Consider the following 25,954-nt stretch of genomic DNA (forward strand, 5'->3'; position numbering starts at 1 on the left):
GCCCCGCAAGGCCGCCCCAAATGATCAGGCGTTACCGAGATTGGTTTCCAGCCATTTTTCCAGCCAATGAATATTGTATTGCCCGGTGTGGATATCCTTCTCTTCGAGCAGCGCGTGGAACAGCGGAACGGTGGTGTCGACACCATCCACGATCAGCTCTCCAAGGGCACGGCTGAGACGCGCCAAGGCCTCTGGCCGGTCGCGGCCATGCACGATCAGCTTGCCAATCAGGCTGTCGTAGTAGGGCGGGATCGAATAGCCGTCGTAAAGCGCCGAATCCATCCGCACACCCAGCCCGCCGGGGGCGTGATACTGGGTGATCTTGCCCGGACAGGGCGAGAAGTTCGGCAGTTTCTCGGCGTTGATCCGCACCTCGATCGAGTGGCCGTTGATCTCCAGATCGTCCTGGGTGAACGACATCGGCAGGCCTTCGGCGACCCGGATCTGCTCGCGCACCAGATCGACACCGAAAATGCTCTCGGTGACCGGGTGTTCCACCTGCAGGCGGGTGTTCATCTCGATGAAGTAGAATTCACCGTTTTCATAGAGGAACTCGATGGTGCCAGCGCCAATGTAATTGATCTTTGCAACAGCATCCGCACAGGTCTTGCCGATCCGCGCGCGTTCCTCTGGGGTAATGCAGGGGCCGGGAGCCTCTTCGAAAACCTTCTGGTGGCGCCGCTGCAACGAACAGTCGCGCTCGCCCAGATGCACGGCATTGCCCTTGCCGTCGCCAAAGACCTGGATCTCGATGTGGCGCGGTGTAGTCAGGTATTTCTCGATATAGACCTCATCGTTGCCAAAGGCGGCTTTGCCTTCGGCGCGGGCAGTCATGAAGGCCTGTTCCATGTCGGCGGCGGTCTTGGCTACCTTCATGCCACGTCCGCCACCGCCGGCGGTGGCCTTGATGATCACCGGATAGCCGATGTCCTCGCCAATTTTCTTGGCAGTTTCCAGATCCGGTACACCACCATCGGAGCCGGGCACGCAGGGCACGCCCAGATCCTTCATGGTGTCCTTTGCGGTGATCTTGTCGCCCATGACGCGGATATGTTCCGCGGTGGGGCCGATAAAGGTCAGCCCGTGGTCTTCGACGATCTGAACGAAATTGGCATTCTCCGAAAGGAAGCCATAGCCGGGATGGATCGCCTGAGCACCGGTGATCTCGCAGGCGGAGATGATGGCGGGGATCGACAGGTAGCTGTGGGTGCCGGACGGCGGGCCGATACAGACGGATTCGTCGGCCATGCGAACATGCATCGCATCCGCGTCAGCGGTGGAATGCACGGCAACCGACTTGATGCCCATTTCCCGGCAGGCGCGGATCACGCGCAGCGCGATCTCACCTCGGTTGGCAATCAGGATCTTATCAAACATGTTGGACCCTTACTCGATGATGACCAGCGGCGTTCCGAATTCGACCGCTGCGCCGTCTTCGACGAGGATACGCTTGATGGTGCCGGCCTTCGGGGCCGGGATGTGGTTCATGGTCTTCATGGCTTCGACGATCAAGAGGGTATCGCCCTCGGCCACCTGATCGCCAACTTTTACAAAGGTCGGCGCGCCCGGTTCGGGCTGGGTGTAGACGGTCCCGACCATCGGCGAGGGAACGGCGCCGGGGTGGCTGGCGGGATCCTCTGCGGCGGCGGGTGCTGCGGCAGGGGCGGCGGCCGCCGGGGCAGCTGCCGCGGCCACCGGGGCCGGTGCGGCATAAGCCTGTACAGGGGCCGCGGCCATGGTCTGGCGCGATACGCGCACGTTCAGGCTGTCGTCTTCGCCGTAGTCACGTTTAACCTGCAATTCGGTCAGATCATTGTCGCGCAGCAGTTCCGCCAGCGCTTTGATGAAGGATACGTCTGCTTCGTGGGTCTTATTTGTCATTGTTGTCCTCAGCCGGTTCCGACAGGCCCGCAGATCCCTACGGGCATAAGAATTGAAGGCGCTTATAGGGTATGCTTTACCACAAGGAAAGCGCTGACAAGATAGCCGCTAACATGAGCGCCATTGGCAGGATTTGCAATCTCGTCGCGCAGATCAGAGCTCAGAGCGGCATTCCGGTCAGTTTTGCCACCAGTTCCGGCAGCTTGCGGGCGGAGAATTTGACCAGGAGATGGGCGCGATGGGTTTCTATCGTGCGATACGAAAGGTTCAGTTCCGCACCGATTTCCTTGGCCGACAGCCCGCGACAGGTAAGGATCGCGACATCCCGCTCGCGCGGGGTGAGGCTGACCACCGGTCGGTCGTCTGAAATATCGGCAAAGCTCCAGACACCGCTGCGAAAATGCTGCTCCGGTGTCAGCGACCGCCCGCGCACCCGGCACCAGAACAGATCGCCGTTGCGACGGCGCATGATCCGTTCGTCGTTATAGTGGCCGGATTGCGCATCCGCCTGTTGCAGCCGATCTCCAATCCGCTGGAAGTCTTCCTGACTGGGGTAAAGCTCGGCGATGGGCAGGCCGACATAACTGGCGCTGTCGCCGCCAAAGGTTTCGGCAAACTGCCGGTTGCAGCGCTGGATCACCCGTTTGTCAAGCAAAGCCAGCCCCACCGGGGCAAATTCAAAGGCGAGATCGGTCATGCGGGCAGATAACCGCTGTTATTGTGCAAAGCAAAGCGAATTCCGTCGGATAGGCGCCAGTGCCGATCTGTCTCGTGGTGGCAGGCCTTCATTGTCCGGGATTCCGCGCGGATGCGGCACCAAAAAAAGGGCTGATGCACTGGCATCAGCCCCAAGGTGCCAAGGTCGGCCATTCGTACCGACCCGACGGGGAGTGTTTGGATCAGATGGCCAGATATTCGGCGCGCAGTTCCTCGTTTTCCAGAACCTCGGCCGCTGAGCCATCAAAGACGATGCCGCCGGTGTCGAGGATCACCGCGCGGTCGGCCAGTTCCAGGGCGCGCACCGCGTTCTGTTCGACGATGACGGTGGTGATGCCCTGCTGTTTGATGTGGATGAGGGTCTTTTCGATCTCATCGACGATCACGGGGGCCAGACCTTCATAGGGTTCGTCGAGCAGCAGCACCTTGATGTCACGGGCCAGCGCGCGGGCGATGGCCAGCATCTGCTGCTCCCCACCGGAGAGGGTCACGCCCTCTTGCTTGCGCCGCTCGCCAAGACGCGGGAACAGCTCATATAAACGTTCGATCGACCAGCCGATGGGCGGGGCGATCTGGGCCAGCTGCAGGTTTTCCTCAACCGTCAGGCCGGGGATGATGCGGCGATCTTCCGGCACCAGACCCAGGCCCGCCGCCGAAGCCTCATGCGAGGACATCGTGTGCAGTGGCTGATGATCGAGCCAGATTTCGCCCTTGGTCACCATCGGTGAACCCGTGCGCGCGATGGAACGCAGGGTCGAAGTCTTGCCAGCGCCGTTGCGACCCAGAAGCGCCAGGATCTCACCTTCATGCACATTGAAGGAAATGCCCTGAACGATGTAGCTCTCGCCGTAATAGGCGTGCATGTCCCAGACCGAGAGAAAGGCCGGGGCCGTGGTGGCGTGGTTGGCGTGTTTGGAAAAGTCGGGTTTGACGTTCATCTGTGATCTCCTTACGCCGACTCGCCGAGGTAGGCTTCGCGCACCTTCGGGTTGCCTTTGATGTTTTGCGGATCATCCTCCACCAGTGGTTTGCCCTGCGCCAGCACGGTGATCCGGTCCGCCAGCGAGAATACGACGTGCATGTCGTGTTCGATGATCGCGATGGTGATGTCGCGCTCGGACTTGATCTGTTTCAGCAGATCAATGGTGTTGTTGGTATCGGCCCGCGCCATGCCCGCTGTGGGTTCGTCCAGCAACAGGAGGCGCGGTTCTTGTGACAGACACATGCCAATCTCAAGCCGTCGCTTATCCCCGCGTGACATGGAGGCCGCGTTCATGTGCCGTTTGTCGGCCATGTTCATCTCCTCCAGCATATGCTCTGCCTTTTCCAGAATGTCGCGCTGGCTGGAGACGGCGCTGATCGCATTCATCTCAAAGGCGCCGTCGCGTTTGGCAAAGCAGGGGATCATCATGTTCTCCAGCACCGAGAGGTCGCCAAAGATCTCTGGCGTCTGGAAGACGCGGGAAATGCCCATCTGGTTGATCTCATAGGGCGCGCGGCCCAGAACGGATTTGCCGTCAAACATCACCGACCCTGTATCCGGGATCAGTTTGCCCACCAGGCAGTTCAGAAGGGTCGATTTGCCTGCACCGTTGGGGCCGATGATGGCATGGACCGTGTTTTCGCGCACGCTGAGGTTCACCTCTGACAGCGCCTGAAGGCCGCCGAACCGTTTGCCTACGTTTTTGACTTCAAGGATACCCATTGGTCTTGCTCCTTATTCCGCAGGTTCAGTTTTGCCCGAGGGGCTGTCTTTTTCGTGTTTGCGCCCCTGGATCCAGCCGCGCAGCTTCTGTCCGCCTTCGACCAGGCCACCGGGCAGGAAGATCACAACCAGCATGAACAGGATGCCCAGCGTCAGGTGCCAGCCCTTGCCGATGAAGGGGTGGACGATGAAGACCATCGCATCCTCGATCCCGTCGGGCATGAAGCTGAACCAGCTGTGCAGGACGTTGTCGTTGATCTTGGAGAAGATGTTCTCGAAGTATTTGATGAACCCTGCGCCCAGAACCGGCCCGATCAGGGTGCCTGCTCCGCCGAGGATTGTCATCAGAACCACTTCACCAGAGGCGGTCCACTGCATCCGTTCGGCGCCTGCCAGCGGGTCCATTGAGGCCATCAGGCCGCCAGCCAGACCGGCATACATGCCCGAGATCACAAAGGCAGCCAGCGTGTAGGGCCGCGTGTTCAGGCCGGTGTAGTTCATCCGCTGCTGGTTCGATTTCACCGCCTTCAGCATCAGACCAAAGGGCGAGCGGAAGATACGGATCGACAGGTAGAATGCGGCCAGCAGGATCAGTGCGCAGAGGTAGTAGCCCGCGTTGAACTGGAAGGCCCACGGACCCACGACCATCTCGAAGGTCGAGCGCATCTCCAGGCCAAAGAGGCTGGTCACCGGGATCGAGCCATCAGCGGTCGCCGACACGCCCAGAATGCGCGGGTCATCCAGCGTCAGCTGCAGGCCGGTCTCGCCATTGGTGATTGGGGTCAGCACCGAATAGGCCAGATTGAAGGACATCTGCGCGAATGCCAGCGTCAGGATCGAGAAGTAGATGCCGGAGCGGCGCAGGCTGACATAGCCGATCACCAGTGCAAACAGACCCGCGACGATCACCGACAGCACGATGGCCGGAACCACGTTCATGCTGAGCAGCTTGAACATCCAGACCGCTGAATAGGATCCCACACCAAGGAAGGCGGCATGACCAAAGGACAGGTAGCCGGTGAGGCCAAAGAGAATGTTGAAGCCGATGGCAAAGATCCCGAAGATCACAAACCGCTGCATCAGGTCCGGGTAGCCCGCGTTGAACTGCGCCAGGGCGCTGCCAGTCGGGAAGGGGTTCAGGATGAACGGTGCAAACAGGGTCAGGATGGCAACGACCAGCAGCAGCGTCTTGTCTTTTTTGTTGAGTGCGAACATGTGCTTAGTCCTCCATCACACCTTTGCGGCCCATCAGGCCTCGAGGGCGGGTGAGCAGAATGATGATTGCGACCACATAGATGATGATCTGGTCGATACCGGGGATCAGGGATTTAATTTCATTCATCGAGGCGAAGCTTTCGAGCACACCAAGAAGGAACCCTGCAAGCACGGCGCCGGGCAGCGATCCCATACCTCCGACAACCACCACCACAAAGCTCAGCACCAGGAAATCCATACCCATGTGGTAGTTGGGGGAGTTGATCGGTGTGTACATAACGCCGGCCAGTCCCGCGACGGCGGCCGCGATGCCGAACATGATGGTGAAGCGGCGGTCGATATTGATCCCCAGCAGCCCGACGGTTTCACGGTCGGCCATACCGGCGCGCACCACCATGCCGAATGTGGTAAACTGCAGGAAGGAGAAGATGCCGCCGATGATCACAAGGGCAAAGCCGAAATAGACCACGCGCCAGACCGGATAGATGATGTCGAGGCCGATGATCGCACCCAGATTGATCACGCCGTTCAGCGCATCGGGCGCAGGCGTCTGGATCGGGTTGGCGCCGTAGAAATATTTCACCACCTCTTGCAACACGATGGCGAGGCCAAAGGTCACCAGAATCTGATCCGCATGGGGGCGCTTGTAGAAATGCTTGATCAGCCCGCGTTCCATCACATAGCCAACCGTAATCATGATCGGGATGGCAAATAGGATCGCCAACGGCACGGCCCAGTCGACGATGGCACCGCCCACCTCGGGGCCGAACCAACTCTCCACATAGGGGGTTTTCACCTTGAGCGGATTGCCCAGAAAATCCTTCTGGGTTTCATCCACGGTTTCAAAGCTGAGGCTCAGGACGCGTTGCACGGTGACCGCACAGAACGCGCCGATCATGAACAGCGCCCCATGGGCAAAGTTCACCACGCCGAGCGTGCCAAAGATGAGTGTCAGACCCAGCGCGATCAGCGCATAGGCCGAGCCCTTGTCGAGCCCGTTCAAGATTTGCAATAGGATTGCGTCCATTGTCCCCACCTTCGGTTGGTCCGTCTGGAATTGGCATAAGTCGGCTGTTCAGCGCCGCTGGCGCTGGTCCTGTCGTCTAGACATGTCGGGCAGGGTCAAGCCGGGAGAGTGACGGGACGGGCACCGTTGAGAGTGCCCGCCCCGGTTATCGCGATCAGGCGCCGCTGTTGCAGGTGCCCAGGGCACCGCCTGCAAACATCGGGTGATCCGGCGGGTAAGTCACCTGCGCTGCCGGGGTCACTTCGACCACTTCAAGCAGGTCGAACTCCGAGGTCGGGTTTTCCTTGCCGCGCACAACCAGAACGTCCTTGAAGCACTGGTGGTCTTCGGCGCGATAGAGCGTCTTGCCGTTGCCCAGACCGTCGAATTCGAACCCTTCGAGGGCTTCGACAACCGCACAGGGGTTGAACGAACCCGCGCGTTCCACCGCATCTGCATATAGCAGGGTCTGACAGTAGACGGTATGCGCGGCCTGGCTGGGCGGGAAGCCATACTTGGACCCGAAGGAACGTACGAATGCCTGCGAGCCTTCGTCCTGCAGCGACCAGTGCCAGTTGGTGGAGCCGTGGATGCCCTTCACGTTCTCGCCCGCACCTTTCGCCATCAGACGCGAATAGAGCGGTACGACAATCTCGAAGTTCTTGCCGTTTACAACCTTTTCACGCAGGCCGAACTGAACCGCGTTGGTCAGCGAGTTCACCATGTTGCCGCCATAGTGATTCAGCACCAGCACATCCGCGCCGGAGTTCAGAACCGGGGCGATGTAGGACGAGAAGTCGGTTGCAGCCAGCGGCGTGCGCACCTTGTTCACGGTGTTCCAGCCCAGGGCCTCGGTGGCGGCGGCGATGGATTCTTCCTGGGTCCAGCCCCAGGTGTAATCCGCCGTCAGGTGATAGGCGTTCCGGTCAGTGCCGTAGAGGTTCTTCAGCACCGGCGCCAGGGCAGCGCCGGACATGTAACCGTTGAAGAAGTGACGGAAGCCATTGGCTTTCTTGTCTTTACCAGTGGTGTCGTTGGAGTGGGTGAGACCCGCCATGAAGATCACGCCGGCCTCCTGGCAGAGACCCTGCACGGCAATCGCAACACCGGAGGACGAGCCACCGGTGATCATTACGGCACCGTCCTTTTCGATCATCGACTTGGCGGAGGCACGGGCGGCGTCAGATTTTGTCTGAGTGTCGCCGGTGACGTATTTGACTTCTTTGCCCAGGATACCGTTGCCCTGTAGCGACTTGGACGAGAAGGTGTTCATCATGCCGCCGTCGCCGCCGCCATTCAGATGTTCGACCGCCAGCTTGTAGGCGCGCAGCTCGTCCGCGCCTTCGTCGGCATAGGGGCCTGTTTGCGGAACGTTGAAGCCCAGCGTCACGCTGCTGCCGGTCGGTTCGTTGGTAAACGCCGCAGCAGACGATGCGGTAAAGATTGTCGGAAGCGCAACGCCGGCACCTGCCAGGGCGCCGGTCTTCAGGACTCCGCGACGTGATACGTCAGTCTTGGACATGTAATCCTCCCATTTGTGTAATGACGACAACAGCTCCTCACTTCCGCTGGCGCCCGCACGTTTTCGTGCAAAATCAGTATGGGCGCGGCTTGTAAAATTGCGCAATAAAACCCTTGAAATGCAGGTTTATTCTGTAAAGAAATGAACAGGTGTTAAGGATTTTTTGTAAAGAAACTTATGTTGCGTTGCAGAAAACCCTTGATCCACCGTGTTTTTGAGAGGGGGCATTGCCATGGGCCGTGACACGCTGACAGGAAGCCGTATCCGGGAGAGGCGCTTGATGTTGGGACTGCGTCAGGCGGAGCTGGCCCGGCTGGTCGATATCTCGGCCTCCTATTTGAACCTGATTGAACACAATCGCCGCAGAATCGGCGGTAAGCTGCTGGTGGATCTTGCACGGGTGCTGGCGGTTGAACCCTCCATGCTGACCGAAGGGGCAGAGGTGGCGTTGCTGGCGACCCTGCGGGAGGCGGCGGCTGATCTCACCCGACCTGTGGCCGAACTTGACCGGGTAGACGAATTTGCGGGCCGCTTTCCCGGCTGGGCCGAGGTTCTGGCCCAGGGCCGACTGCGGATTGCCAGCTTGGAACGGACGGTCCAGACGTTGTCGGACCGGCTGACACATGATCCTCAGCTGGCGGCTTCGCTGCATGAGGTGCTGTCTACCGCTGCCGCCATCCGGTCGACTGCCTCGATCCTCGCCGAAACCGGCGAGCTGGAGGCCGAATGGCGGGATCGGTTCCACAAGAACCTCAACGAGGATTCCCGGCGTCTGGCCGAGAGCAGCCGCGCGCTGGTTAATTTTCTTGATGAGAGCAACACATCGGTCGAACGGCGGGGGATGCCCCAGGAAGAGGCGGAGCAGTTCTTTGCCGCTCATGAGCACCACTTTGTGGAACTGGAAGTTGCGGATGTGGCCGCCCGCCCCGGGCTGATCGAGGCGCTGCTGTCGCAGGCCGATGAGCTGGTCAGCGCCGCCGGAACCGCCATTGCCCGCGCCGGGCTGCTGCAATATTGCGCCGATGCCGAGGCGATGCCGCTGACAGATTTGGCCGAGCGGCTTGCCCGCGATGGCGTGGCCCCCGTCGCCCTGGCGCGTGCGTTCGACTGTGACCTGCCGACGGTGCTGCGGCGGCTTGGGGCCTTGCCGCCTGAAGTTCTGGGGCAGGAGGCAGGGCTGGTGATCTGCGATGCCTCGGGGTCGATCCTGTTCCGCAAGCCTGTTACCGGGTTCGCCCTGCCGCGTTTTGGAGCCTCCTGTCCGCTCTGGCCGCTTTACACGGCGCTGTCGCGGCCGCAGGAACCCGTGCGCCGCGATGTGGTGCAACAGGGGCGCAATGCAGTCGGGTTTGATTGTCTGGCGGTTTCCTGGCCGCATCAGCGACCGGATTTCGACAGTGATCCGTTGTATCATGCTGTGATGCTGATCCTGCCCAAGCGTGACGTGGCCGAGACCGCTCAGCCGGTCGGCGCGAGCTGCCGGATCTGTTCGCGCCGCGACTGTGTGGCGCGGCGCGAGCCGTCGATCCTGAAGGAAGAGTTTTGACAGCGGCGCAAGCGCAGCGCTACTGTTGCGCCAGGGACGGAGGCGCCTGGGGGCAATGACCCCGCGAAGGTTCGGGCGTAGGGGAGGACTATCCACACAATGGGCAGGCATGTTGTTCTGGTCGAAGACGAGCCGAATATCACCGAAGCAATCCGGTTTCTGCTGACCCGCGACGGCTGGCAGGTGGACAGCCATGCCGATGGCAGTGATGCGGTAGAGGTGATCTGTGCAGCCAAGCCGGATCTGGTGATCCTGGATCTGATGTTGCCGGGCAAAAGCGGCCTGGAGATTATCCGCGAGCTGCGCGAGAGCGCGCGATTGCCGGGGTTGCCGGTGCTGATGCTGACCGCAAGGGGGCAGCTGCGCGACCGGGAGATGGCCGAACAGGCCGGAGTTACGCGGTTCATGACCAAACCGTTTTCCAACAATGAGGTGCTGACCGCTGTGCGGGATCTGCACGCGCAGGCTGCCCAGAACCGGGCCAAACTGTCTGATGCGGCGGCTGCCGCCGCTGCCGATCTGGCCGAACAGGCCCGCCAGGGATGATCCGTGGCGACGGGGCCGAAGGCGAGGGTGAAACCGCGGCGCCGTTTGTCGAGCGCAAGACCTACCGCCGCCGTCGCCTGATGGATGTCGCACGATTCTTGCCGGTGCTCGGCGCGCTGCTGTTTGCGGTACCGCTGATGTGGCCTGACCCTGATCCCTATCCGGCCCCCGACACGGTGTCGGGTATGCCCCTGTCGCGGGCGATGATCTATATCCTGGTCGTTTGGGCGGGGCTGATCCTGGCCAGCTTCGGCTTTGCGCTGGCGGTGCGCCGCTGGGCGGAACATTGGACAGAGGGTGGCGAGCCGCGCCGAGGCGGGGACGCAGACTGATGGCGTCACTCAATGTTCTGGCGCTGGTCTGTCTGGGATATGTCGCCCTTCTGTTCATCGTCGCCTTTGCGGCGGACCGCCATGCCAGCCACGGTCGCGCCGCCAGATGGATGCGATCTCCGCTGATCTATACGCTGTCGCTGTCGATCTACTGCACGGCCTGGACCTTCTATGGCGCCGTGGGCTATGCGGCACGTTCGGGACTGGAGTTTATCACCATATACCTCGGCCCGACGCTGGTAATGGTCGGCTGGTGGTGGGGGCTGCGCAAGCTGGTACGGGTCGGCCGCAGCCAGCGGATCACCTCTATCGCTGACCTCTTGTCTGCGCGCTATGGCAAGTCGAACCTTCTGGCGATTGGCGTCACGATTCTGGCGGTGATTGGTACGACCCCCTATATTTCGCTGCAATTGCAGTCCATTACACTGTCTTTCTCGATCTTTGCCGAGGCTGATCCGCTGCGCAGCGTCAATGAAACGCAGACGGTGTTCTGGGTGGCGGCGGGGCTTGCGGCCTTTGCCATTCTGTTTGGTACGCGCAATCTCAACGCCAACGAACGCCATCATGGTGTTGTCACCGCCGTCGCGCTTGAGGCCGTGGTAAAACTGATCTCCCTGCTGGCGGTGGGCATTTTTGTGGTCTGGGGAGTGGCGGGTGGTGTGGGCGAGACGATGGCGCGGATTGACGCCTCCAGCATAGGTCAGTGGCAGGTCGATGGCGGTCGCTGGGCCACCATTACATTCCTGTCTGCCGCCGCCTTTGTCTGCCTGCCGCGTATGTTTCAGGTCATGGTGGTCGAGAATGAGGATGAACGCCACCTGCGGGTCGCGGCCTGGGCGTTTCCACTTTATCTGCTGTTGATCTCGATCTTCGTGGTGCCGATTGCGGTCATCGGGCTGGAGTTGCTCCCGGCCGGGTCGAATCCGGATCTGTTCGTGCTGACCCTGCCGCTGGCGCAGGGGCAGCAAGGGTTGGCGATGCTGTCTTTCCTTGGCGGGTTTTCCTCGGCAACATCCATGGCCATTGTGGCTGCAATGGCGCTGTCGACGATGGTGTCGAACCATATCGTGATGCCGATCTGGCTGCGCTGGCAGGAGGTGGGCGCCTCGGTCTCGGGGGATGTGCGGCATGTGGTGCTGCTGTCGCGACGTCTGTCCATCGCAGGCATCATGGCGCTGGGGTATTTCTATTACACGCTGTCAGGCGGCGGTGCGGCGCTGGCCGCCATCGGTCTGATCTCCTTTACCGGTATCTCCCAGATGCTGCCGAGCCTTGTCGGGGGCCTGTTCTGGCGCGGCGCCACGCGCAGCGGTGCGCTGGCCGGCCTGTCGGTCGGCTTTGCGATCTGGCTTTATACAATGCTGCTGCCGGAGCTTGGCGGTGGGCTGTTGCCCGCGCGGGTGCTGGCCGAGGGGCTGCTGGGCCTATCCTGGTTGCGGCCACATGCGCTCTTTGGGATCGAGGGCCTTGATCCCACGGTCCATGCGGTGCTCTGGTCGATGGCCTTGAACACGGCGGCGTTTCTTATCGGATCATTGCTGACCTTTCCGAGCCCTTTGGAGCGGTTACAGGGCGCGCAGTTTGTTCATGTGTTCGATCATTCGTCGGGGCCGCGCGGCTGGACCGGCTCGGTTGCGCAAAGCGAGGATCTGATGATCATGTCGCAGCGTATTCTGGGCGCGGGCGAGGCTCAGCAGTTCTTTCAGAGCGAATTGGCGCGGCAGGGAGGGCGTGGTCCGTTGCCGGAGCCGACGCCTGCGTTTCTGGAGCGGCTGGAACGCGAACTCAGCGCCTCGATCGGGGCGGCGGCGGCCCACGCCATGGTGGGGCAGATTGTGGGGGGATCGTCGGTGTCGGTGCAGGATCTGCTGGCTGTGGCGGATGAGACAGCGCAGATCCTCGAGTATTCCAACCGGCTTGAAGCGCAATCTGAAGAGCTGTCAAGAACCGCGCGCAAGCTTCAGGAAACAAACGAAAAGCTGACCCAGCTATCGCAGCAGAAGGATGCGTTTCTTAGCCAGGTGAGCCATGAATTGCGTACGCCGATGACTTCTATTCGCGCCTTCTCCGAAATCCTGCGCGACACTGAGAACCTCGAACCCCGTGATCACAGCCGCTATGCTGGTATCATCCATGACGAGGCGCAGCGGCTGACCCGTCTGCTGAACGATCTGCTGGATCTGAGCGTGTTGGAAAACGGTCAGGTCAGCCTCAACATCAGCGCCGGGCGGCTCGGCGATGTGCTGGATCATGCGGAGGCAACCGCGCTGGCGGATGGTTCCGCGCGGCTGAAAGTTCAGCGTGATACGGCGACGGATGAGATGCGGCTGTCATCGGATCTGGACCGGCTGGCACAGGTGTTTATCAATCTGATCGCCAATGCCGACAAATACTGCACCGCGTCAGAGCCGCAGCTGCGTATCATGGCGCGGCAGAGCGGTGACTGGTTGTTCATTGACTTCATCGACAATGGGCAGGGAATCCCGGCGGAGTTTCGGACCATGATTTTCGAGAAATTCTCGCGAGTTAGCCCAGAACGTGCAGGCGGTGCCGGTCTTGGTTTGGCGATCTGTCGCGAGATCATGCAGCGACTCGGCGGTGATGTGGCCTACCTATCGGATGAGGTCGGCGGCGCGTTTCAGGTTTCCTTACCTCTTCGTCGGGAAAACCCGGTTTAACTGTTTATCGTAAAGTTATTGGTAACCACTCTTGGGGTAGACCTATGGCAAAGCGGTGCGAGAGGGGCAGGTTTACAACCTATGTCTGAAACGAAATCGGAATCGGCAGCGACTGGTGGCAGCGGCGTATTGGCTCGCAAATTGGCCGCCACCAAAGAAGGCAAAGGCGGGCTTACCAGCTCCCTGACCCTCAAGGCGTTGCGCCGCTCGATTGCGCGGGCGGCGGCGGATCTGTGTGATCTGCCGGTCGCTGTGCTGGCCGCGCGCCAGTCCAACCGTGTTCCGGAAGATCTGCCACCGCATCTGTCGGACAAGCATCTGCTGGTGGTATTGGACGGGCCGAACGGGCGTATCGGTGCTGCGACACTGGACGCGCCAACCGTGACCGCCCTCATTCAGCAGCAGACCATGGGGCAGGTTCTGGGCAAGGCGCCGAGCGAACGTAATTACACCCCGACAGACGCGGCCATGGTTGCCGATTTTCTTGAGCGCACCTTTGCCAAGGTGGTCTCCATGCTGGCCCAGCAAAAGGATGAGGCGATCTTCTCCGGCTACCGTTTCGGCGCGCAGGTAGAGGATGTGCGCAGCCTCGTTCTGGGTCTTGAGGCTGAAGATTACCGGGTGATTGAGCTGACGCTGGATCTGGCCTGCGGTGCCATGCAGGGCGGGCTGACATTGATCCTGCCGGAACCCACGCCGGAGGATCTGGGGCAGGCCGGGCAATCGGCCCATGCTGCGGGTCCGTCACTGGGCAGCAACATGGGGTCAATGCGTGCAGAGCTGCGCGCGATCCTCTGCAAGATGAAGATCCCCGCAAATGAATTCTCCTCGCTTGAGGAGGGGGATCTTCTGCCGCTGGATCAGGCCTATCTCTATGAGACGGAAATGATCTCGATCAGCGGCCAAGCCGTTGCGCAGGGACGTCTGGGGCAGATGAATGGCGCCCGCGCCGTGCGGCTGACAGATCCCCGGACCAAACTTGTGAATGATAGTGCGGCCGATCAGGGCTCATTCTCAACTCATATGGGCGGCGATGCCGCTGCGCTCGACCATGAACCTCCGACGCTGGATCTCTCCATTGCGGCCGACGGGTTGCAAGACCCGATGGGCGGCATGGGTGGGCTAGGTGATGGGCTTGGCGATATGGGCGGCGATCTTGGGGATTTCGGCGGTGATCTTGGAGCCGACCTTGGCGGCGATTTCGGCGGAATGCCAATGGGCGATGGCCTCGGTGATGGGCTTGGCGACGGTCTTGGTGATGCGATGTCTGGTGATCTGCCGGATCTTGGCGAATTGCCGGACCTTGGCGCGATGCCCATGGGGGACGGTCTGGGTGATGGATTCGGAGATGGGCTGGGAGATGGGCTGGGCGAGTTCAACGCCGACGCCGCCGCGATGGAAATCTCCGATCTGGCCGGGCTGAACAGCGGTACCGGCTGACCGCGATAACGCAATCCCATCGCGCCTGATGCTGTCCTGCCAGTCTCCGCACGGTGCGCGGCAATGCCACCCTTTCGAAAGCTCAGCTGAACACCCGCTATCGACAGAAACAAAAAAGACAGTGCACGATCGGCACTGTCTTTATTTTTCATATGCTTATATGGCGAAGCTTATCTGGCGTTGCGGGCTTTGGCCACGACGTCAGCTGTCGCCTTCGGCAAGGGCGGATTGGGTTGCGACGGCGATCAGAGTCGGCCGGAGCCCGTCCAGCTGATAGCCCGCCTGCGCGGTTGCGGCGAGGATTTCATCCACCGGCATCACAGGCGCTTGCCCAAGGGCCCAGATGACCGAGCAGCGCGTGCCCGAGGCACAGTAGGCCAGAACCGGACCTTCGGAAGCCTCAATAAAGGCCTGTTGCTGTGCAACATTCTCAGGCGTCATGGTCTGGTGGGTCAGGGGAAGCACCTCAAACCGAAGCCCCTGCGCCTCAGCGGCGGCGCGGATAGCCTCGGCCTGATGGCTTGGCGGTACCTCGGCATCGGGCCGATTGCAGATCACCGTGGTGAAACCGGCCTCGGCCAGCTGTGGCAGGTCCTCAACCGAAATCTGCGGCGAGACGGAATAGCGGGGGGTCAATGTGCGTGCATCCATGGATCTGTCTTTTACGTGCTTGCTGCGGTTCGGTCCAGTCGCTGGACGACGGGCGGTGCCGCAATCATGCCGGCGCCCATCGAGACCAGGAAAATGACGCCTCCAAACCCACCATAGCTGAGCGAGGCCATTGCTGGTCCGGGGCAGAGACCGGCAAGCCCCCAGCCCATCCCGAAGAGGACCGAACCGATCACCAGGCGCCTGTCCAGTTCCTGGCGTGGCAGGCTGGGAAAGGAGCCACCGACCAGTGGGCGGCGTCCGTCTGTCAGTTGCCAGGCCACTGCCATTGGCAGGATCGCGCCGCCCATTACGAAGGCCAGCGTGGGGTCCCAGTTGCCAAAGATATCCAGCCAGCCCTGGACCTTTTGCGTGTCGGTCATCCCTGACAGAAACAGTCCCAGACCAAAAAAACCGCCGGCGACGAAGGACAGCAGTACCCGCATTAGATCAGCCCCCAGAGATGACGAAACAGGGCCAATGTCACGGCGCCTGCAAGAATGTAGATGAGAGTTGCCACCAGCCCGCGCAGTGACAGCCGCGATATGCCGCAGACGCCATGGCCGGATGTGCAGCCATTGGCGATACGGGTGCCAAGACCAACCAGCAGGCCCGCTGCGATGATCACCACGGTGTTGCTGGTCAGATGGGTGTCAGGGGCGTCGGCCACGGTCAGCCAGATCACCAGCGGCACCAGAATGACACCGGCGATGAACGCGATGCGCTCGCCCGACGTATTGCGCCCGCTGCCGTCGATCAGCCCGCCAAGGATGCCGCTGGCGCCCATGATACGGCCGTTGCCAAGCAGATAAACTGCCCCGCCTGTGCCGATCAGCGCACCGCCAATCAGTCCCCAGATCCAATCTGCATTCATCGTGATATCCCTTGTTTATGGCCGCTTGTGCCCAGTTCGGCGCAGTGTGTGTCAGGCCCGATCAAAGCTTGTCGATCGGCACCTTGAGGTAGACATGGCCGTCGTCCTCCGGTTCTGGCATCCGGCCGGCCCGCATATTGACCTGGAGTGATGGCAGGATCAGCCGGGGCATGGCCAGAGTGGCGTCGCGGGCATCCCGCATGGCCACGAACTCCTCGATGGGACGGCCCTGACCGATATGGATGTTGAGCGCCTTCTGCTCTCCAACGGTGGTTTCCCAGGCATAGTCGTCGCGGCCGGGCGCCTTGTAATCGTGACCGACAAAGATTCGGGTCTCATCGGGTAGGGCGAGAATTTTCTGGATGGATTGAAACAGCGCCTCAGAGGATCCACCCGGAAAATCGCAGCGGGCGGTGCCGAAGTCCGGCATGAACAGCGTATCACCGACAAAGGCTGCGTCGCCAATCACATAGGTGAGGCAGGCCGGGGTATGGCCCGGTGTGTGCAGCACGTCGCCGCGCATCTGGCCGATGTGAAAACTATCGCCATGTTTGAACAATGCGTCGAATTGGCTGCCGTCGCGCTGAAACTCGGTGCCTTCGTTGAACACCTTGCCGAAAGTGTCCTGTACCAGCGTGATATTGGCACCAATGCCTATCTTCCCGCCCAGCTGTTCCTGAAGATAGGGCGCTGCCGACAGGTGGTCGGCATGAACGTGGCTTTCGAGGATCCATTCCACCCGCAGCCCTTCGGCCTTGACCCAGGCAATCATCTCATCAGCGGACCGGGTATCGGTGCGCCCTGCGGCATGATCAAAATCCAGCACGGAATCGATCAGCGCGCAGGCGCTGCCGTCCGGCTCCCGCACCACATAGGATACGGTATTTGTCTGTTCATCAAAAAAGGCTTTGACGATCGGCTTCATGGGGACCCTCCTGCTGTGTCTTTTACATATATTAAATAATGAATATGTTCAAGTGGGCATTCACCCGGGGCTGCGAAAAATCGACCGTAAATCAGGGCGCCGGGTCGGTGCCCTGGCTTGTACCTGCTCATTTTCTCGCTATGGTTGATCTCGCTCAAAGTCATGCTGCGGATACTATGCTACTGTGGCGATTGTGGTGAGGTGAACCGCGATGCCTTGTGCAGAACACAAGGGGTGTCGGGAGCGGGCAGAAGGGCGTTGTTCAGCCCTCTCCGTCCCGGTTCATACCCCCGTGTTGCGGCGCGGGTGATGCCCGCCGCGCAGGCTCTAGGGAGGAGTGTGGAATGACCAACGACAATAGCAGGATCGACAGTCTGATACAGCGGGCCGAAGGGCTCGAACGCAAGATATTGGCCGCACATCGCCAGGATCGGCTTGCGCTGCATCCTGATTTTAACCGGACATTGGCACGTCTGCGTGTGGCGGGTGGGCGTGTGCCGACCCGCATGGTGCGACTGGAGCAGATCCTTAGCGAGGAATCCGCCGAGGATATGTTCGACAATATGCCGGTTTGAAAGATGGCGCTGTGTCCGGCGGTCAGCCGCTGGCCTGTCATGGTCACGGTCGGCCTGCCCGGGGGGCAGTGCGTCACCGACACGGTGGAGAAAACGGCGCCACCGCAAGGCGGGGCTTAGCCCAGGCTGAGCCCCAGCATGACCAGCATCAGGCCGATAACCGACAGGAATAGCGCGCCCAGATTATAGGGCAGGACCTTTTGGATGACGGCCCGCAGGGCGTCGTCGTCCAGCTTCTGACGTTTGGCCTGCATCACGCGCAGAACGCTCCACATCAGCCCAAAAAGACCGGCCACAGATACAGCCGCACCAGCCCAAACCAGAATCTCGTACATCGCACTCTCCGATGGCGGCGCGCCAATGCGCCGGTCGTTTTCAGGGGCAGCGCCTATCGGATTGCTGCGCCCGGGGCAACCCGCGCGGGCCTGGTGGGTTATGGTATGTGGCAGATTTTGCCTATTGGGGCGGGCGCTGCGCGGGATTGTCCTATCACTGCTTGCGGACTGAGGTGCGCACTTGTATCTGGAGGGCTGATCCGAATGTCTACCCTTTGCCGACGGAGCCCACGATGGATATGACCGAAGACGAAAAAAGCGACAGCTACCGTGTGACCGCTGGTGAATTGCGCCAGTTTATCGAACGGTTCGAGCGTCTGGATGCCGAGAAAAAAGATCTCGCAGAGCAGCAGAAAGAGATCATGGCCGAAGCCAAAGCGCGCGGCTATGACACCAAGGTGATCCGCAAGGTGATCGCCCTGCGCAAGCGAGACAAGGACGATATCGCCGAGGAAGAAGCGGTTCTTGAAATGTATAAAGAAGCGCTTGGCATGTAACGGCGGCCTCAGACCGCGCGTGACTGCAAGGTGACGACATCGGCCCTCCGCCAATGCGGGGGGCTTTGTTGTTTCTGGGCCTTTGATCCCGGTTATGCTTTAGGTCTGTAAATTTTAAGCTTGAAGTATTATCTTAGGTGACCGATATTGGCGGATAATTGTCCCCCGTCCGCCGATGCAGGAGTCCCCAATGCCCACAATCAACGTGCACCCCGATGGCTGGAAACCTGCAAAAGGCTATGCGAATGGCATGATCGGCGAGGGGCGGATGTTGTTCGTCGGTGGCCAGATTGGCTGGACTGCCGATCAGGTGTTTGAAACCGATGACTTCATCGGCCAGATGAGCCAGGCGCTTCAGAATATCCTGACCGTGGTGCAGCAGGCAGGCGGGCAGGCCAGCGATATCACCCGGCTGACCTGGTATGTCACCGACAAGGCGGAGTATCTGGCCCATCAGGCGGAGGTTGGCGCCGCCTATCGTGCGGTGATGGGTTATCATTTTCCAGCCATGACAATGGTCGTTGTTGCAGACCTGGTGGAAGACCGTGCCAAGATCGAGATCGAAGCGACGGCCATGCTTGCCTGAGGTGGCTGGGGCTTAGCCGCGCGCTGAATCTCTCCATGCGAATGGTCCTGTTGGCAGCGCTGCGGGCGCTGTTTTAGATCAGTTTTCCTGACCTTTTTTGACACCAATACTGCCCCGAGCGCGCGGGTAGATTGAGGGATGCCGCGCCTGCCCATATTCTGGGCGGCGCGGTTTTCGTTTTTGTTTTTAACACCTTGAGTAGAGGATCGGCAGGGCAGGCTAAGAAAAACGTCATTTCAAAAATTTTACCAGTTGATAAAAAATCAAACTGTGGCACTCTGGTTTGCATAATAAACAAATCCAGGGAGACACCCAATGGCGACCAGCCATCAGGCATCCGGCGTTCAGGCAGGGCGTTTGTCCGCCTCAGAAATTGCCGACAACTTTGGAGATCTGCATCCGCAATATGAGGCGCATGAGGCGGCGGTGGCAGCGGATCGCTGCTATTTCTGCTATGATGCGCCGTGTATTACGGCTTGCCCAACCTCCATCGACATTCCGCAGTTTATCCGCGAGATCCAGACCGGCCACCCGGAAACGGCGGCGAAGACTATTCTCGAACAGAACATCCTTGGCGGGATGTGCGCGCGGGTCTGCCCGACCGAAACCCTCTGCGAGCAGGCCTGCGTTCGTGAAGCGGCCGAAGGCAAGCCGGTCGAGATTGGCCGTCTGCAACGCTATGCAACCGACACGCTGATGGAAAAGGGCGTGCACCCTTTCAGCCGCGCCGAAACAACCGGCAAGAAAGTGGCCGTGGTTGGTGCCGGTCCGGCGGGTCTCTCTGCGGCGCACCGTCTTGCGATGTTGGGCCATGACGTTGTCGTTTATGACGCCAGGTCCAAGGCGGGCGGCCTGAATGAATTCGGGATCGCCGCGTATAAATCCACCAATGATTTTGCGGCGAAAGAAGTCGATTGGCTTCTGCAGATCGGTGGAATTGCCATGGAATACGGCAAGAAGCTTGGTGGCGATCTGAGCCTCGATGCTCTGAAGGCCGAATATGACGCAGTGTTTCTGTCCATCGGTCTTGCCGGTGTGAACGCCCTGCGGGCGGCGGGCGAGGACAAGGACGGTGTGCGTGATGCAGTCGATTTCATCGCCGAGCTGCGTCAGGCCGATGATCTGGCAAACCTGCCGGTCGGTCGCAATGTCGTGGTGATCGGCGGCGGCATGACTGCGGTTGACGCGGCTGTGCAGTCGAAGCTTCTTGGTTCCGAGAATGTCACCATCGCCTACCGCCGCGGCCGTGACGCCATGGGGGCGAGCCGGTTCGAGCAGGACCTTGCGGCCACCAAGGGTGTAAAGCTGATGTTCAACGTTCAGCCGGTGGCTGTGCACGGGAATGGCGCCTGTGCGGAAATCGAGCTGGAGTATACCACCAGCGAAGGCGGTCAGCTGACCGGCACCGGCGAGACGGTGCGGATCGCAGCTGACCAGATCTACAAGGCGATCGGGCAGACGCTTGAGGGCCAGCCGGACGCGCTGGCGCTTGATGGGCGCAAGATCAAGGTGGACGCGCAGGGCCGGACATCGGTCGCGGGGGTCTGGGCCGGGGGTGATTGTGCCTCTGGCGGCGAGGATCTGACAGTGACGGCCGTCGCCGAAGGTCGCGATGCGGCCATGGATATTCACGCCAGCCTGATGGGCTAAGCCAGCAGCAGGGCCGGACCCGGCCCTGTGTTGCCAGTGTAAGGAACAGACAAATGGCTGATCTGACAGCAGATTTTCTGGGGATCAAATCTCCGAACCCGTTCTGGCTCGCCTCTGCGCCGCCGACGGATAAAGAATACAACGTGCGCCGCGCCTTTGAGGCCGGCTGGGGTGGGGTGGTCTGGAAGACCCTCGGCTCCGAAGGCCCGCCGGTGGTCAATGTGAACGGTCCGCGCTATGGCGCGATCTGGGGGGCGGACCGCCGCCTTCTGGGGCTCAACAATATCGAGCTGATCACCGACCGCCCGCTTGAGGTGAATCTGGAAGAAATCACCCGCGTGAAAAAGGACTATCCAGATCGCGCCATCATCGTTTCGTTGATGGTGCCCTGCGAGGAGCAGGCCTGGAAGGATATCCTGCCGCGTGTCGAAGCCACCGGTGCTGACGGGATCGAGCTGAACTTTGGCTGCCCGCATGGGATGGCCGAACGTGGTATGGGCTCTGCCGTGGGGCAGGTACCGGAATACATCCAGATGGTCACGGAGTGGTGTAAGAAATACTACTCCAAGCCGGTGATTGTGAAGCTGACACCGAATATTACCGACATTCGCCACCCAGCGCGGGCGGCCAAAGCGGGCGGTGCCGACGCGGTCAGCCTGATCAATACGATCAATTCGATCGTATCGGTGGATCTTGATGCCATGGCGCCTGAGCCAACCATCGGCGACAAGGGCACACATGGCGGCTATTGCGGCCCGGCAGTGAAGCCGATTGCGCTGAATATGGTGGCCGAAATCGCCCGATGCCCGCAGACTCATGGCCTGCCGATCTCGGCCATTGGCGGCGTCACCACCTGGCGCGATGCGGCTGAGTTCATGACCATGGGTGCAGGCAACGTGCAGGTCTGCACCGCTGCCATGACCTATGGTTTCAACGTGGTGAAGGAGATGATCTCGGGCCTGAACCAGTGGATGGATGACAAAGGCTACAACCGTCTAGATGATTTTGTTGGTAAAGCCGTGCCCAATGTCACCGACTGGCAGTATCTGGATCTGAACTACGTCGCTAAGGCCAAGATCAATCAGGATGATTGCATCAAATGTGGTCGCTGCTTTGCCGCCTGCGAAGACACCTCGCATCAGGCCATCGCGATGAGCGAGGACCGCGTCTTTACCGTCAAGGATGACGAATGCGTCGCCTGTAATCTTTGCGTGAATGTCTGCCCGGTCGAAGGCTGCATCACCATGGAGGAGGTGCCCGCCGGTCAGATCGACGAACGCACGGGCAAAGTGGTGTCCGATGAATATGCAAATTGGACAACCCATCCCAACAATCCGTCGGTGACGGCGGCCGAATAGGGGGGGGCTGGCGGCCTAACACGCTGCCCGACTGACATAATTGGAAACGGCGCGTCCTGATCGGCGCGCCGTTTGCTATTGATCGCATCACACTGTTGAACGGGGGGGGCGGCTAGGATCAGGACCTGCCGGAACCGGGAGGTGTCAGCATCCGGCGGAACATCCGGTCGAGATGCTCTGGTGCCGCATCAAACGGATCCTCATCCCCCATCAATGTGCGGACCTGCACATCGAAATCCGCATAATGCTGGGTCAGCGACCAGATCGAAAACAGAAGATGCTTCGGATGGGTCGGGTTCAGCTTGCCGTTTGTCATCCAGCCTTCGATCAGATCCGCTTTTTCTTCCAGCAGCGGTTTTAGATCCTTGGACAGGGTTTCCAGCATTCGTGGGGCGCCCTGGACAATTTCATTTGCAAACAGGCGGCTTTCGCGCGGGTAATCCCGACTCATCTGCAACTTGCGCTGTACATAGGACAGCAGTTCCTCCAGCGGGTCACCCGCGGCGTCGATGGCGCGCAGCGGATCCAGCCAGGTGTCAAGCAGCCCCGACAGCAGTTCCGTGAAAATCGCCTCCTTCGAGGGGAAATAGTAGAGAAGATTGGGCTTGCTTAACCCGGCGGCACGGGCAATCTGGTCGACAGTGGCGCCGCGGAATCCGCTGTTGGAGAATACTTCCAATGCGGCCTCCAGAATGGTGGCGCGATTCTTTTTCTGAATGCGGGTGGGGTTGCGATCCTTGGGCATGGGGCTGTTTGGGCTCTCGCTGGTGGCCGCAACACCGCTGCGCGCCTGAATTTCGCTCAACCGGCTCTGCGCGCCGGAGTTTTCTTGTCTTGTTAGACGCAATTTCTTGACTGAATGTCCACCCGTGATAGCCTGAGTTTGACCAGTTGGTCAAATCATGACCAGCGTTTCAAAGCCACCGACAAGGCGCAAAGCCGCGGGACCCTGCAAAAAAGCAGGGCAACAGGGAAGGAAGCTGAGATGACGTCGCTTGGACAGAATCTGAAGATCAATGGTGACAGGCTGTGGGACAGTCTGATGGAGATGGCAAAAATCGGACCCGGCGTCGCGGGCGGCAACAACCGCCAGACGCTCACCGATGAAGATGCCGAGGGGCGCGCACTGTTTCAGACATGGTGCGAAGCGGCAGGTTGCACTATGGGGCTGGACACGATGGGCAATATGTTCGCCCGTCGCGAAGGAACCGACCCCGATGCGCTGCCGGTCTATATGGGATCACATCTGGATACGCAGCCCACTGGCGGTAAATATGACGGCGTCCTTGGGGTGCTGGGCGGGCTCGAAGTCATCCGCACACTCAATGATCTAGGCATCAAGACCAAACATCCGATCGTGGTAACCAATTGGACCAATGAGGAAGGCACGAGGTTCGCTCCGGCGATGCTGGCCTCCGGTGTTTTTGCAGGCAAGCATACGCAGGACTGGGCCTATGCGCGGGAAGATTCCGAGGGAAAGACCTTTGGTGACGAGCTGAAACGCATTGGCTGGGTGGGCGATGAAGAGGTTGGCGCGCGCAAGATGCACGCGATGTTCGAATTGCACATCGAACAGGGGCCGATCCTTGAGGCGGAAAACAAGGATATCGGCGTGGTGACCCATGGCCAGGGCCTGTGGTGGCTGCAATGTACGGTCACGGGCAAGGACGCCCATACCGGATCGACCCCGATGAACATGCGTGTCAATGCAGGCCTTGGCATGGCGCGCATGACGGAGGCGGCGCATCAGATTGCCATGGCGCATCAGCCCCATGCGGTCGGGGCAGTCGGACATTGTGACGTCTACCCGAACTCGCGCAATGTGATCCCCGGAAAGGTGGTCTTCACCGTCGATTTCCGGTCGCCCGATCTTGAAAAGCTGACGTCGATGCGGTCGAAATACGAGGTAAAGGCGAAGGAGATCGCCGACGAGCTGGGCCTTGGGCTGGAGATTGAACCGGTCGGTCATTTTGATCCTGTCACCTTCGATGAGGGCTGCGTCAGCGCGGTGCGCTCGGCGGCCGAGCGGCTCGGTTATAGCCATATGGATATCGTGTCAGGTGCAGGACATGATGCCTGTTGGATCAATGATCTGGCGCCGACGGCGATGATCATGTGCCCCTGTGTGGACGGTCTGAGCCACAATGAAGCCGAGGATATTTCCAAGGACTGGGCGGCCGCCGGAACCGATGTCATGCTACATGCGGTGCTGGAAACTGCAGAGATCGTCTCGTGAGATGCGCCCCGGAAAGGTTTGGGGTGTGGGTTGCGGCAATCTGCGGCGTGCAGTGAAGGGGGCGCTGCCCCCGCGGCCCGCCGGGCCGCTCCCCCGGGATATTTCCGGCCAGAAGAACAACCAGAGGAACAGGGCACCTGTTCTTAAAGAACACGCGGAGGCGTAGAAACACGCCCCAATCCAGGGAGTTGTTACCATGAGTAGAGTCATCAAGAACGGCACCGTCGTGACGGCCGATCTGACCTATAAAGCGGATGTGCTGATCGAGAACGGGGTGATCACCGAGATTGGCCCGAACCTGAAAGGCGACGAGGAGCTGGACGCCACCGGCTGTTATGTGATGCCGGGGGGGATTGACCCGCATACGCATCTCGAAATGCCCTTTATGGGGACATATTCCTCGGATGATTTTGAAAGCGGCACCCGGGCCGGGCTGGCGGGGGGCACCACCATGGTGGTGGATTTTGCGCTGCCGAATCCAGGCGAGAGCCTGCTGGACGCGCTGAAACGCTGGGACAATAAATCGACCCGCGCCAACTGCGACTACTCTTTCCACATGGCGGTGACCTGGTGGGGCGAGCAGGTTTTTGACGATATCAAGACCGTGATCCAGGAGCGCGGCATCAACACGTTCAAGCACTTCATGGCTTATAAGGGCGCGCTGATGGTGAATGATGACGAACTCTATGCCTCCTTCCAGCGGCTGGCTGAGCTTGGCGGCATAGCCATGGTGCATGCTGAAAACGGCGATGTGGTGGCGGAGCTGTCGGCCAAGCTGTTGGCAGAAGGCAACACCGGCCCCGAAGCACACGCCTATTCCCGCCCGCCGCAGGTGGAGGGCGAGGCCACCAACCGCGCCATCATGATTGCCGACATGACAGGTGTGCCGCTGTACGTCGTGCATACCTCCTGCGAGGACAGCCACGAGGCCATTCGCCGCGCCCGCATGCAGGGCAAGCGCGTCTGGGGCGAGCCGCTCATCCAGCATCTGACGCTGGATGAGAGCGAGTATTTCAACACGGACTGGGACCACGCCGCACGCCGGGTGATGTCGCCGCCGTTCCGCAACAAGCAGCATCAGGACTCGCTCTGGAACGGCTTGCAGTCGGGCTCCTTGTCAGTGGTGGCGACGGACCACTGTGCCTTTACCACCGAGCAGAAACGCTATGGCGTTGGCGATTTCACCAAGATTCCGAACGGCACCGGCGGTCTGGAAGACCGGATGCCGATGCTGTGGACCCATGGCGTGGAAACCGGACGTTTGACCCCGAATGAGTTTGTCGCCGTGACTTCCACGAACATTGCCAAGATCCTGAATTGCTATCCGAAAAAGGGTGCTGTTCTGGTTGGCGCCGATGCCGATCTGGTGGTTTGGGATCCGGCCAAGACCAAGACGATTTCCGCGGCCAGCCAGCAGTCGGCGATCGACTATAACGTGTTCGAGGGACATGAGGTGAAGGGATTGCCGCGCTTTACCCTGACCCGCGGCCATGTGGCGGTGCATGACGGCGAGATCCGCTGTCAGGAGGGCCATGGCAAGTTCGTCGCCCGCGAGGCCAATGCCACTGTGAACAAGGCGCTGTCGACCTGGAAGGAGCTGACGGCGCCGCGCCCGGTGGAGCGGTCGGGAATTCCGGCAACAGGTGTGTAATCCAGGGACGGGCTGCCAGCTATGGCGGCCC

26 protein-coding genes are annotated in these 25,954 nt (G+C 60.4%); 12 read left to right on the forward strand and 14 right to left on the reverse strand.

All coding sequences use genetic code 11. The features are described 5' to 3' along the window. Positions 1 to 24 precede the first annotated feature (24 nt). The 8 genes from accC to VWZ85_RS10255 all read right to left on the reverse strand — a co-directional run bounded on the left by accC (position 25) and on the right by VWZ85_RS10255 (position 8,046). Positions 25 to 1,377, reverse strand: a complete 1,353-nt coding sequence (gene accC / locus VWZ85_RS10220; RefSeq protein ID WP_340545318.1) for an acetyl-CoA carboxylase biotin carboxylase subunit — start codon at positions 1,375 to 1,377, stop codon at positions 25 to 27. A gap of 9 nt (positions 1,378 to 1,386) precedes the next feature. Next, a complete protein-coding gene (accB, locus tag VWZ85_RS10225; RefSeq protein ID WP_340545319.1) occupies positions 1,387 to 1,881 on the reverse strand; it encodes an acetyl-CoA carboxylase biotin carboxyl carrier protein in 495 nt (164 codons plus the stop codon). A 160-nt stretch (positions 1,882 to 2,041) separates the two neighbouring features. Further along, positions 2,042 to 2,578, reverse strand: a complete 537-nt coding sequence (locus tag VWZ85_RS10230) for a LuxR C-terminal-related transcriptional regulator (RefSeq protein ID WP_416536176.1) — start codon at positions 2,576 to 2,578, stop codon at positions 2,042 to 2,044. Between the two features lie 202 nt (positions 2,579 to 2,780). Continuing rightward, positions 2,781 to 3,536 (reverse strand): ABC transporter ATP-binding protein, encoded by a 756-nt coding sequence (locus VWZ85_RS10235; RefSeq protein ID WP_340545321.1) that lies wholly within the window; start codon positions 3,534 to 3,536, stop codon positions 2,781 to 2,783. An 11-nt stretch (positions 3,537 to 3,547) separates the two neighbouring features. After that, positions 3,548 to 4,303, reverse strand: a complete 756-nt coding sequence (locus VWZ85_RS10240) for an ABC transporter ATP-binding protein (protein ID WP_340545322.1) — start codon at positions 4,301 to 4,303, stop codon at positions 3,548 to 3,550. A gap of 12 nt (positions 4,304 to 4,315) precedes the next feature. Next, positions 4,316 to 5,518, reverse strand: coding sequence for a branched-chain amino acid ABC transporter permease (locus VWZ85_RS10245; RefSeq protein ID WP_416536174.1), 1,203 nt, complete (start codon positions 5,516 to 5,518; stop codon positions 4,316 to 4,318). Positions 5,519 to 5,522: 4 nt separating this feature from the next. Further along, on the reverse strand, positions 5,523 to 6,545 hold the full coding sequence (locus tag VWZ85_RS10250; protein WP_340545324.1) for a branched-chain amino acid ABC transporter permease: 1,023 nt from the start codon (positions 6,543 to 6,545) through the stop codon (positions 5,523 to 5,525). A 154-nt stretch (positions 6,546 to 6,699) separates the two neighbouring features. Next, a complete protein-coding gene (locus VWZ85_RS10255; protein ID WP_340545325.1) occupies positions 6,700 to 8,046 on the reverse strand; it encodes a substrate-binding protein in 1,347 nt (448 codons plus the stop codon). Between the two features lie 232 nt (positions 8,047 to 8,278). On the opposite strand from VWZ85_RS10255, the gene VWZ85_RS10260 reads away from it, so the two are divergent. The 5 genes from VWZ85_RS10260 (at position 8,279) to VWZ85_RS10280 (ending at position 14,588) form a co-directional block, all read left to right on the forward strand. Then, the gene (locus VWZ85_RS10260; protein ID WP_340545326.1) at positions 8,279 to 9,592 is read left to right on the forward strand and encodes a short-chain fatty acyl-CoA regulator family protein; all 1,314 of its coding nucleotides are present in this window, start codon (positions 8,279 to 8,281) and stop codon (positions 9,590 to 9,592) included. Positions 9,593 to 9,691: 99 nt separating this feature from the next. Further along, the gene (locus VWZ85_RS10265; RefSeq protein WP_340545327.1) at positions 9,692 to 10,138 is read left to right on the forward strand and encodes a response regulator transcription factor; all 447 of its coding nucleotides are present in this window, start codon (positions 9,692 to 9,694) and stop codon (positions 10,136 to 10,138) included. Next, on the forward strand, positions 10,135 to 10,470 hold the full coding sequence (locus tag VWZ85_RS10270) for a hypothetical protein (protein ID WP_416536172.1): 336 nt from the start codon (positions 10,135 to 10,137) through the stop codon (positions 10,468 to 10,470). Before VWZ85_RS10265 ends, VWZ85_RS10270 begins: the two co-directional genes overlap by 4 nt. Beyond that, positions 10,470 to 13,148, forward strand: a complete 2,679-nt coding sequence (locus VWZ85_RS10275; protein WP_416588151.1) for an ATP-binding protein — start codon at positions 10,470 to 10,472, stop codon at positions 13,146 to 13,148. Before VWZ85_RS10270 ends, VWZ85_RS10275 begins: the two co-directional genes overlap by 1 nt. Positions 13,149 to 13,229: 81 nt before the next feature. Further along, positions 13,230 to 14,588, forward strand: coding sequence for a FliM/FliN family flagellar motor C-terminal domain-containing protein (locus VWZ85_RS10280; protein ID WP_416588154.1), 1,359 nt, complete (start codon positions 13,230 to 13,232; stop codon positions 14,586 to 14,588). Positions 14,589 to 14,789: 201 nt separating this feature from the next. Here the strand turns inward: VWZ85_RS10280 and VWZ85_RS10285 are convergent, their stop codons facing one another. The 4 genes from VWZ85_RS10285 to VWZ85_RS10300 all read right to left on the reverse strand — a co-directional run bounded on the left by VWZ85_RS10285 (position 14,790) and on the right by VWZ85_RS10300 (position 17,035). Further along, the gene (locus VWZ85_RS10285) at positions 14,790 to 15,239 is read right to left on the reverse strand and encodes a TIGR01244 family sulfur transferase (RefSeq protein ID WP_416536168.1); all 450 of its coding nucleotides are present in this window, start codon (positions 15,237 to 15,239) and stop codon (positions 14,790 to 14,792) included. A gap of 11 nt (positions 15,240 to 15,250) precedes the next feature. Continuing rightward, the gene (locus VWZ85_RS10290; RefSeq protein ID WP_416542399.1) at positions 15,251 to 15,682 is read right to left on the reverse strand and encodes a DUF6691 family protein; all 432 of its coding nucleotides are present in this window, start codon (positions 15,680 to 15,682) and stop codon (positions 15,251 to 15,253) included. Continuing rightward, positions 15,682 to 16,110: a YeeE/YedE family protein gene (locus VWZ85_RS10295; RefSeq protein ID WP_416536164.1), complete on the reverse strand. Its 429-nt coding sequence runs from the start codon at positions 16,108 to 16,110 to the stop codon at positions 15,682 to 15,684. The genes VWZ85_RS10290 and VWZ85_RS10295 overlap by 1 nt, the downstream gene beginning before the upstream one ends. Positions 16,111 to 16,171: 61 nt before the next feature. After that, a complete protein-coding gene (locus VWZ85_RS10300; protein ID WP_416536162.1) occupies positions 16,172 to 17,035 on the reverse strand; it encodes an MBL fold metallo-hydrolase in 864 nt (287 codons plus the stop codon). A gap of 344 nt (positions 17,036 to 17,379) precedes the next feature. Here VWZ85_RS10300 and VWZ85_RS10305 point away from each other — a divergent pair, with 344 nt between their 5' ends. Continuing rightward, positions 17,380 to 17,610, forward strand: a complete 231-nt coding sequence (locus VWZ85_RS10305) for a hypothetical protein (RefSeq protein ID WP_340545335.1) — start codon at positions 17,380 to 17,382, stop codon at positions 17,608 to 17,610. 116 nt (positions 17,611 to 17,726) lie between these two features. Here VWZ85_RS10305 and VWZ85_RS10310 read toward each other — a convergent pair whose 3' ends face one another. Next, entirely contained in the window at positions 17,727 to 17,945 is a 219-nt protein-coding gene (locus tag VWZ85_RS10310; RefSeq protein WP_416542397.1) for a hypothetical protein, read from the reverse strand. Positions 17,946 to 18,178: 233 nt separating this feature from the next. Here VWZ85_RS10310 and VWZ85_RS10315 point away from each other — a divergent pair, with 233 nt between their 5' ends. The 4 genes from VWZ85_RS10315 (at position 18,179) to preA (ending at position 22,036) form a co-directional block, all read left to right on the forward strand. Continuing rightward, positions 18,179 to 18,442 carry a DUF2312 domain-containing protein gene (locus VWZ85_RS10315; RefSeq protein ID WP_014874404.1) on the forward strand — a complete coding sequence of 88 codons (264 nt, stop codon included), beginning with the start codon at positions 18,179 to 18,181 and terminating at the stop codon, positions 18,440 to 18,442. Positions 18,443 to 18,632: 190 nt separating this feature from the next. Next, positions 18,633 to 19,028 carry a RidA family protein gene (locus VWZ85_RS10320; RefSeq protein ID WP_340545337.1) on the forward strand — a complete coding sequence of 132 codons (396 nt, stop codon included), beginning with the start codon at positions 18,633 to 18,635 and terminating at the stop codon, positions 19,026 to 19,028. 315 nt (positions 19,029 to 19,343) lie between these two features. Further along, positions 19,344 to 20,678 (forward strand): NAD(P)-dependent oxidoreductase, encoded by a 1,335-nt coding sequence (locus VWZ85_RS10325; RefSeq protein ID WP_416542396.1) that lies wholly within the window; start codon positions 19,344 to 19,346, stop codon positions 20,676 to 20,678. A 53-nt stretch (positions 20,679 to 20,731) separates the two neighbouring features. Next, a complete protein-coding gene (gene preA, locus VWZ85_RS10330; RefSeq protein ID WP_340545339.1) occupies positions 20,732 to 22,036 on the forward strand; it encodes an NAD-dependent dihydropyrimidine dehydrogenase subunit PreA in 1,305 nt (434 codons plus the stop codon). A 118-nt stretch (positions 22,037 to 22,154) separates the two neighbouring features. On the opposite strand, the gene VWZ85_RS10335 is transcribed toward preA, so the two are convergent. Further along, a complete protein-coding gene (locus tag VWZ85_RS10335) occupies positions 22,155 to 22,781 on the reverse strand; it encodes a TetR family transcriptional regulator C-terminal domain-containing protein (protein WP_416588829.1) in 627 nt (208 codons plus the stop codon). Positions 22,782 to 23,021: 240 nt separating this feature from the next. Here VWZ85_RS10335 and VWZ85_RS10340 point away from each other — a divergent pair, with 240 nt between their 5' ends. Together VWZ85_RS10340 and hydA are read left to right on the forward strand one after the other, a co-directional pair. Continuing rightward, positions 23,022 to 24,272: a Zn-dependent hydrolase gene (locus tag VWZ85_RS10340; protein ID WP_340545340.1), complete on the forward strand. Its 1,251-nt coding sequence runs from the start codon at positions 23,022 to 23,024 to the stop codon at positions 24,270 to 24,272. 196 nt (positions 24,273 to 24,468) lie between these two features. Further along, positions 24,469 to 25,923: a dihydropyrimidinase gene (gene hydA, locus VWZ85_RS10345; RefSeq protein WP_416588156.1), complete on the forward strand. Its 1,455-nt coding sequence runs from the start codon at positions 24,469 to 24,471 to the stop codon at positions 25,921 to 25,923. Positions 25,924 to 25,954 lie beyond the last annotated feature (31 nt).

It is taken from the genome of Phaeobacter sp. JH20_29 (genome assembly GCF_048056175.1).
GTDB lineage: Bacteria > Pseudomonadota > Alphaproteobacteria > Rhodobacterales > Rhodobacteraceae > Phaeobacter > Phaeobacter bryozoorum.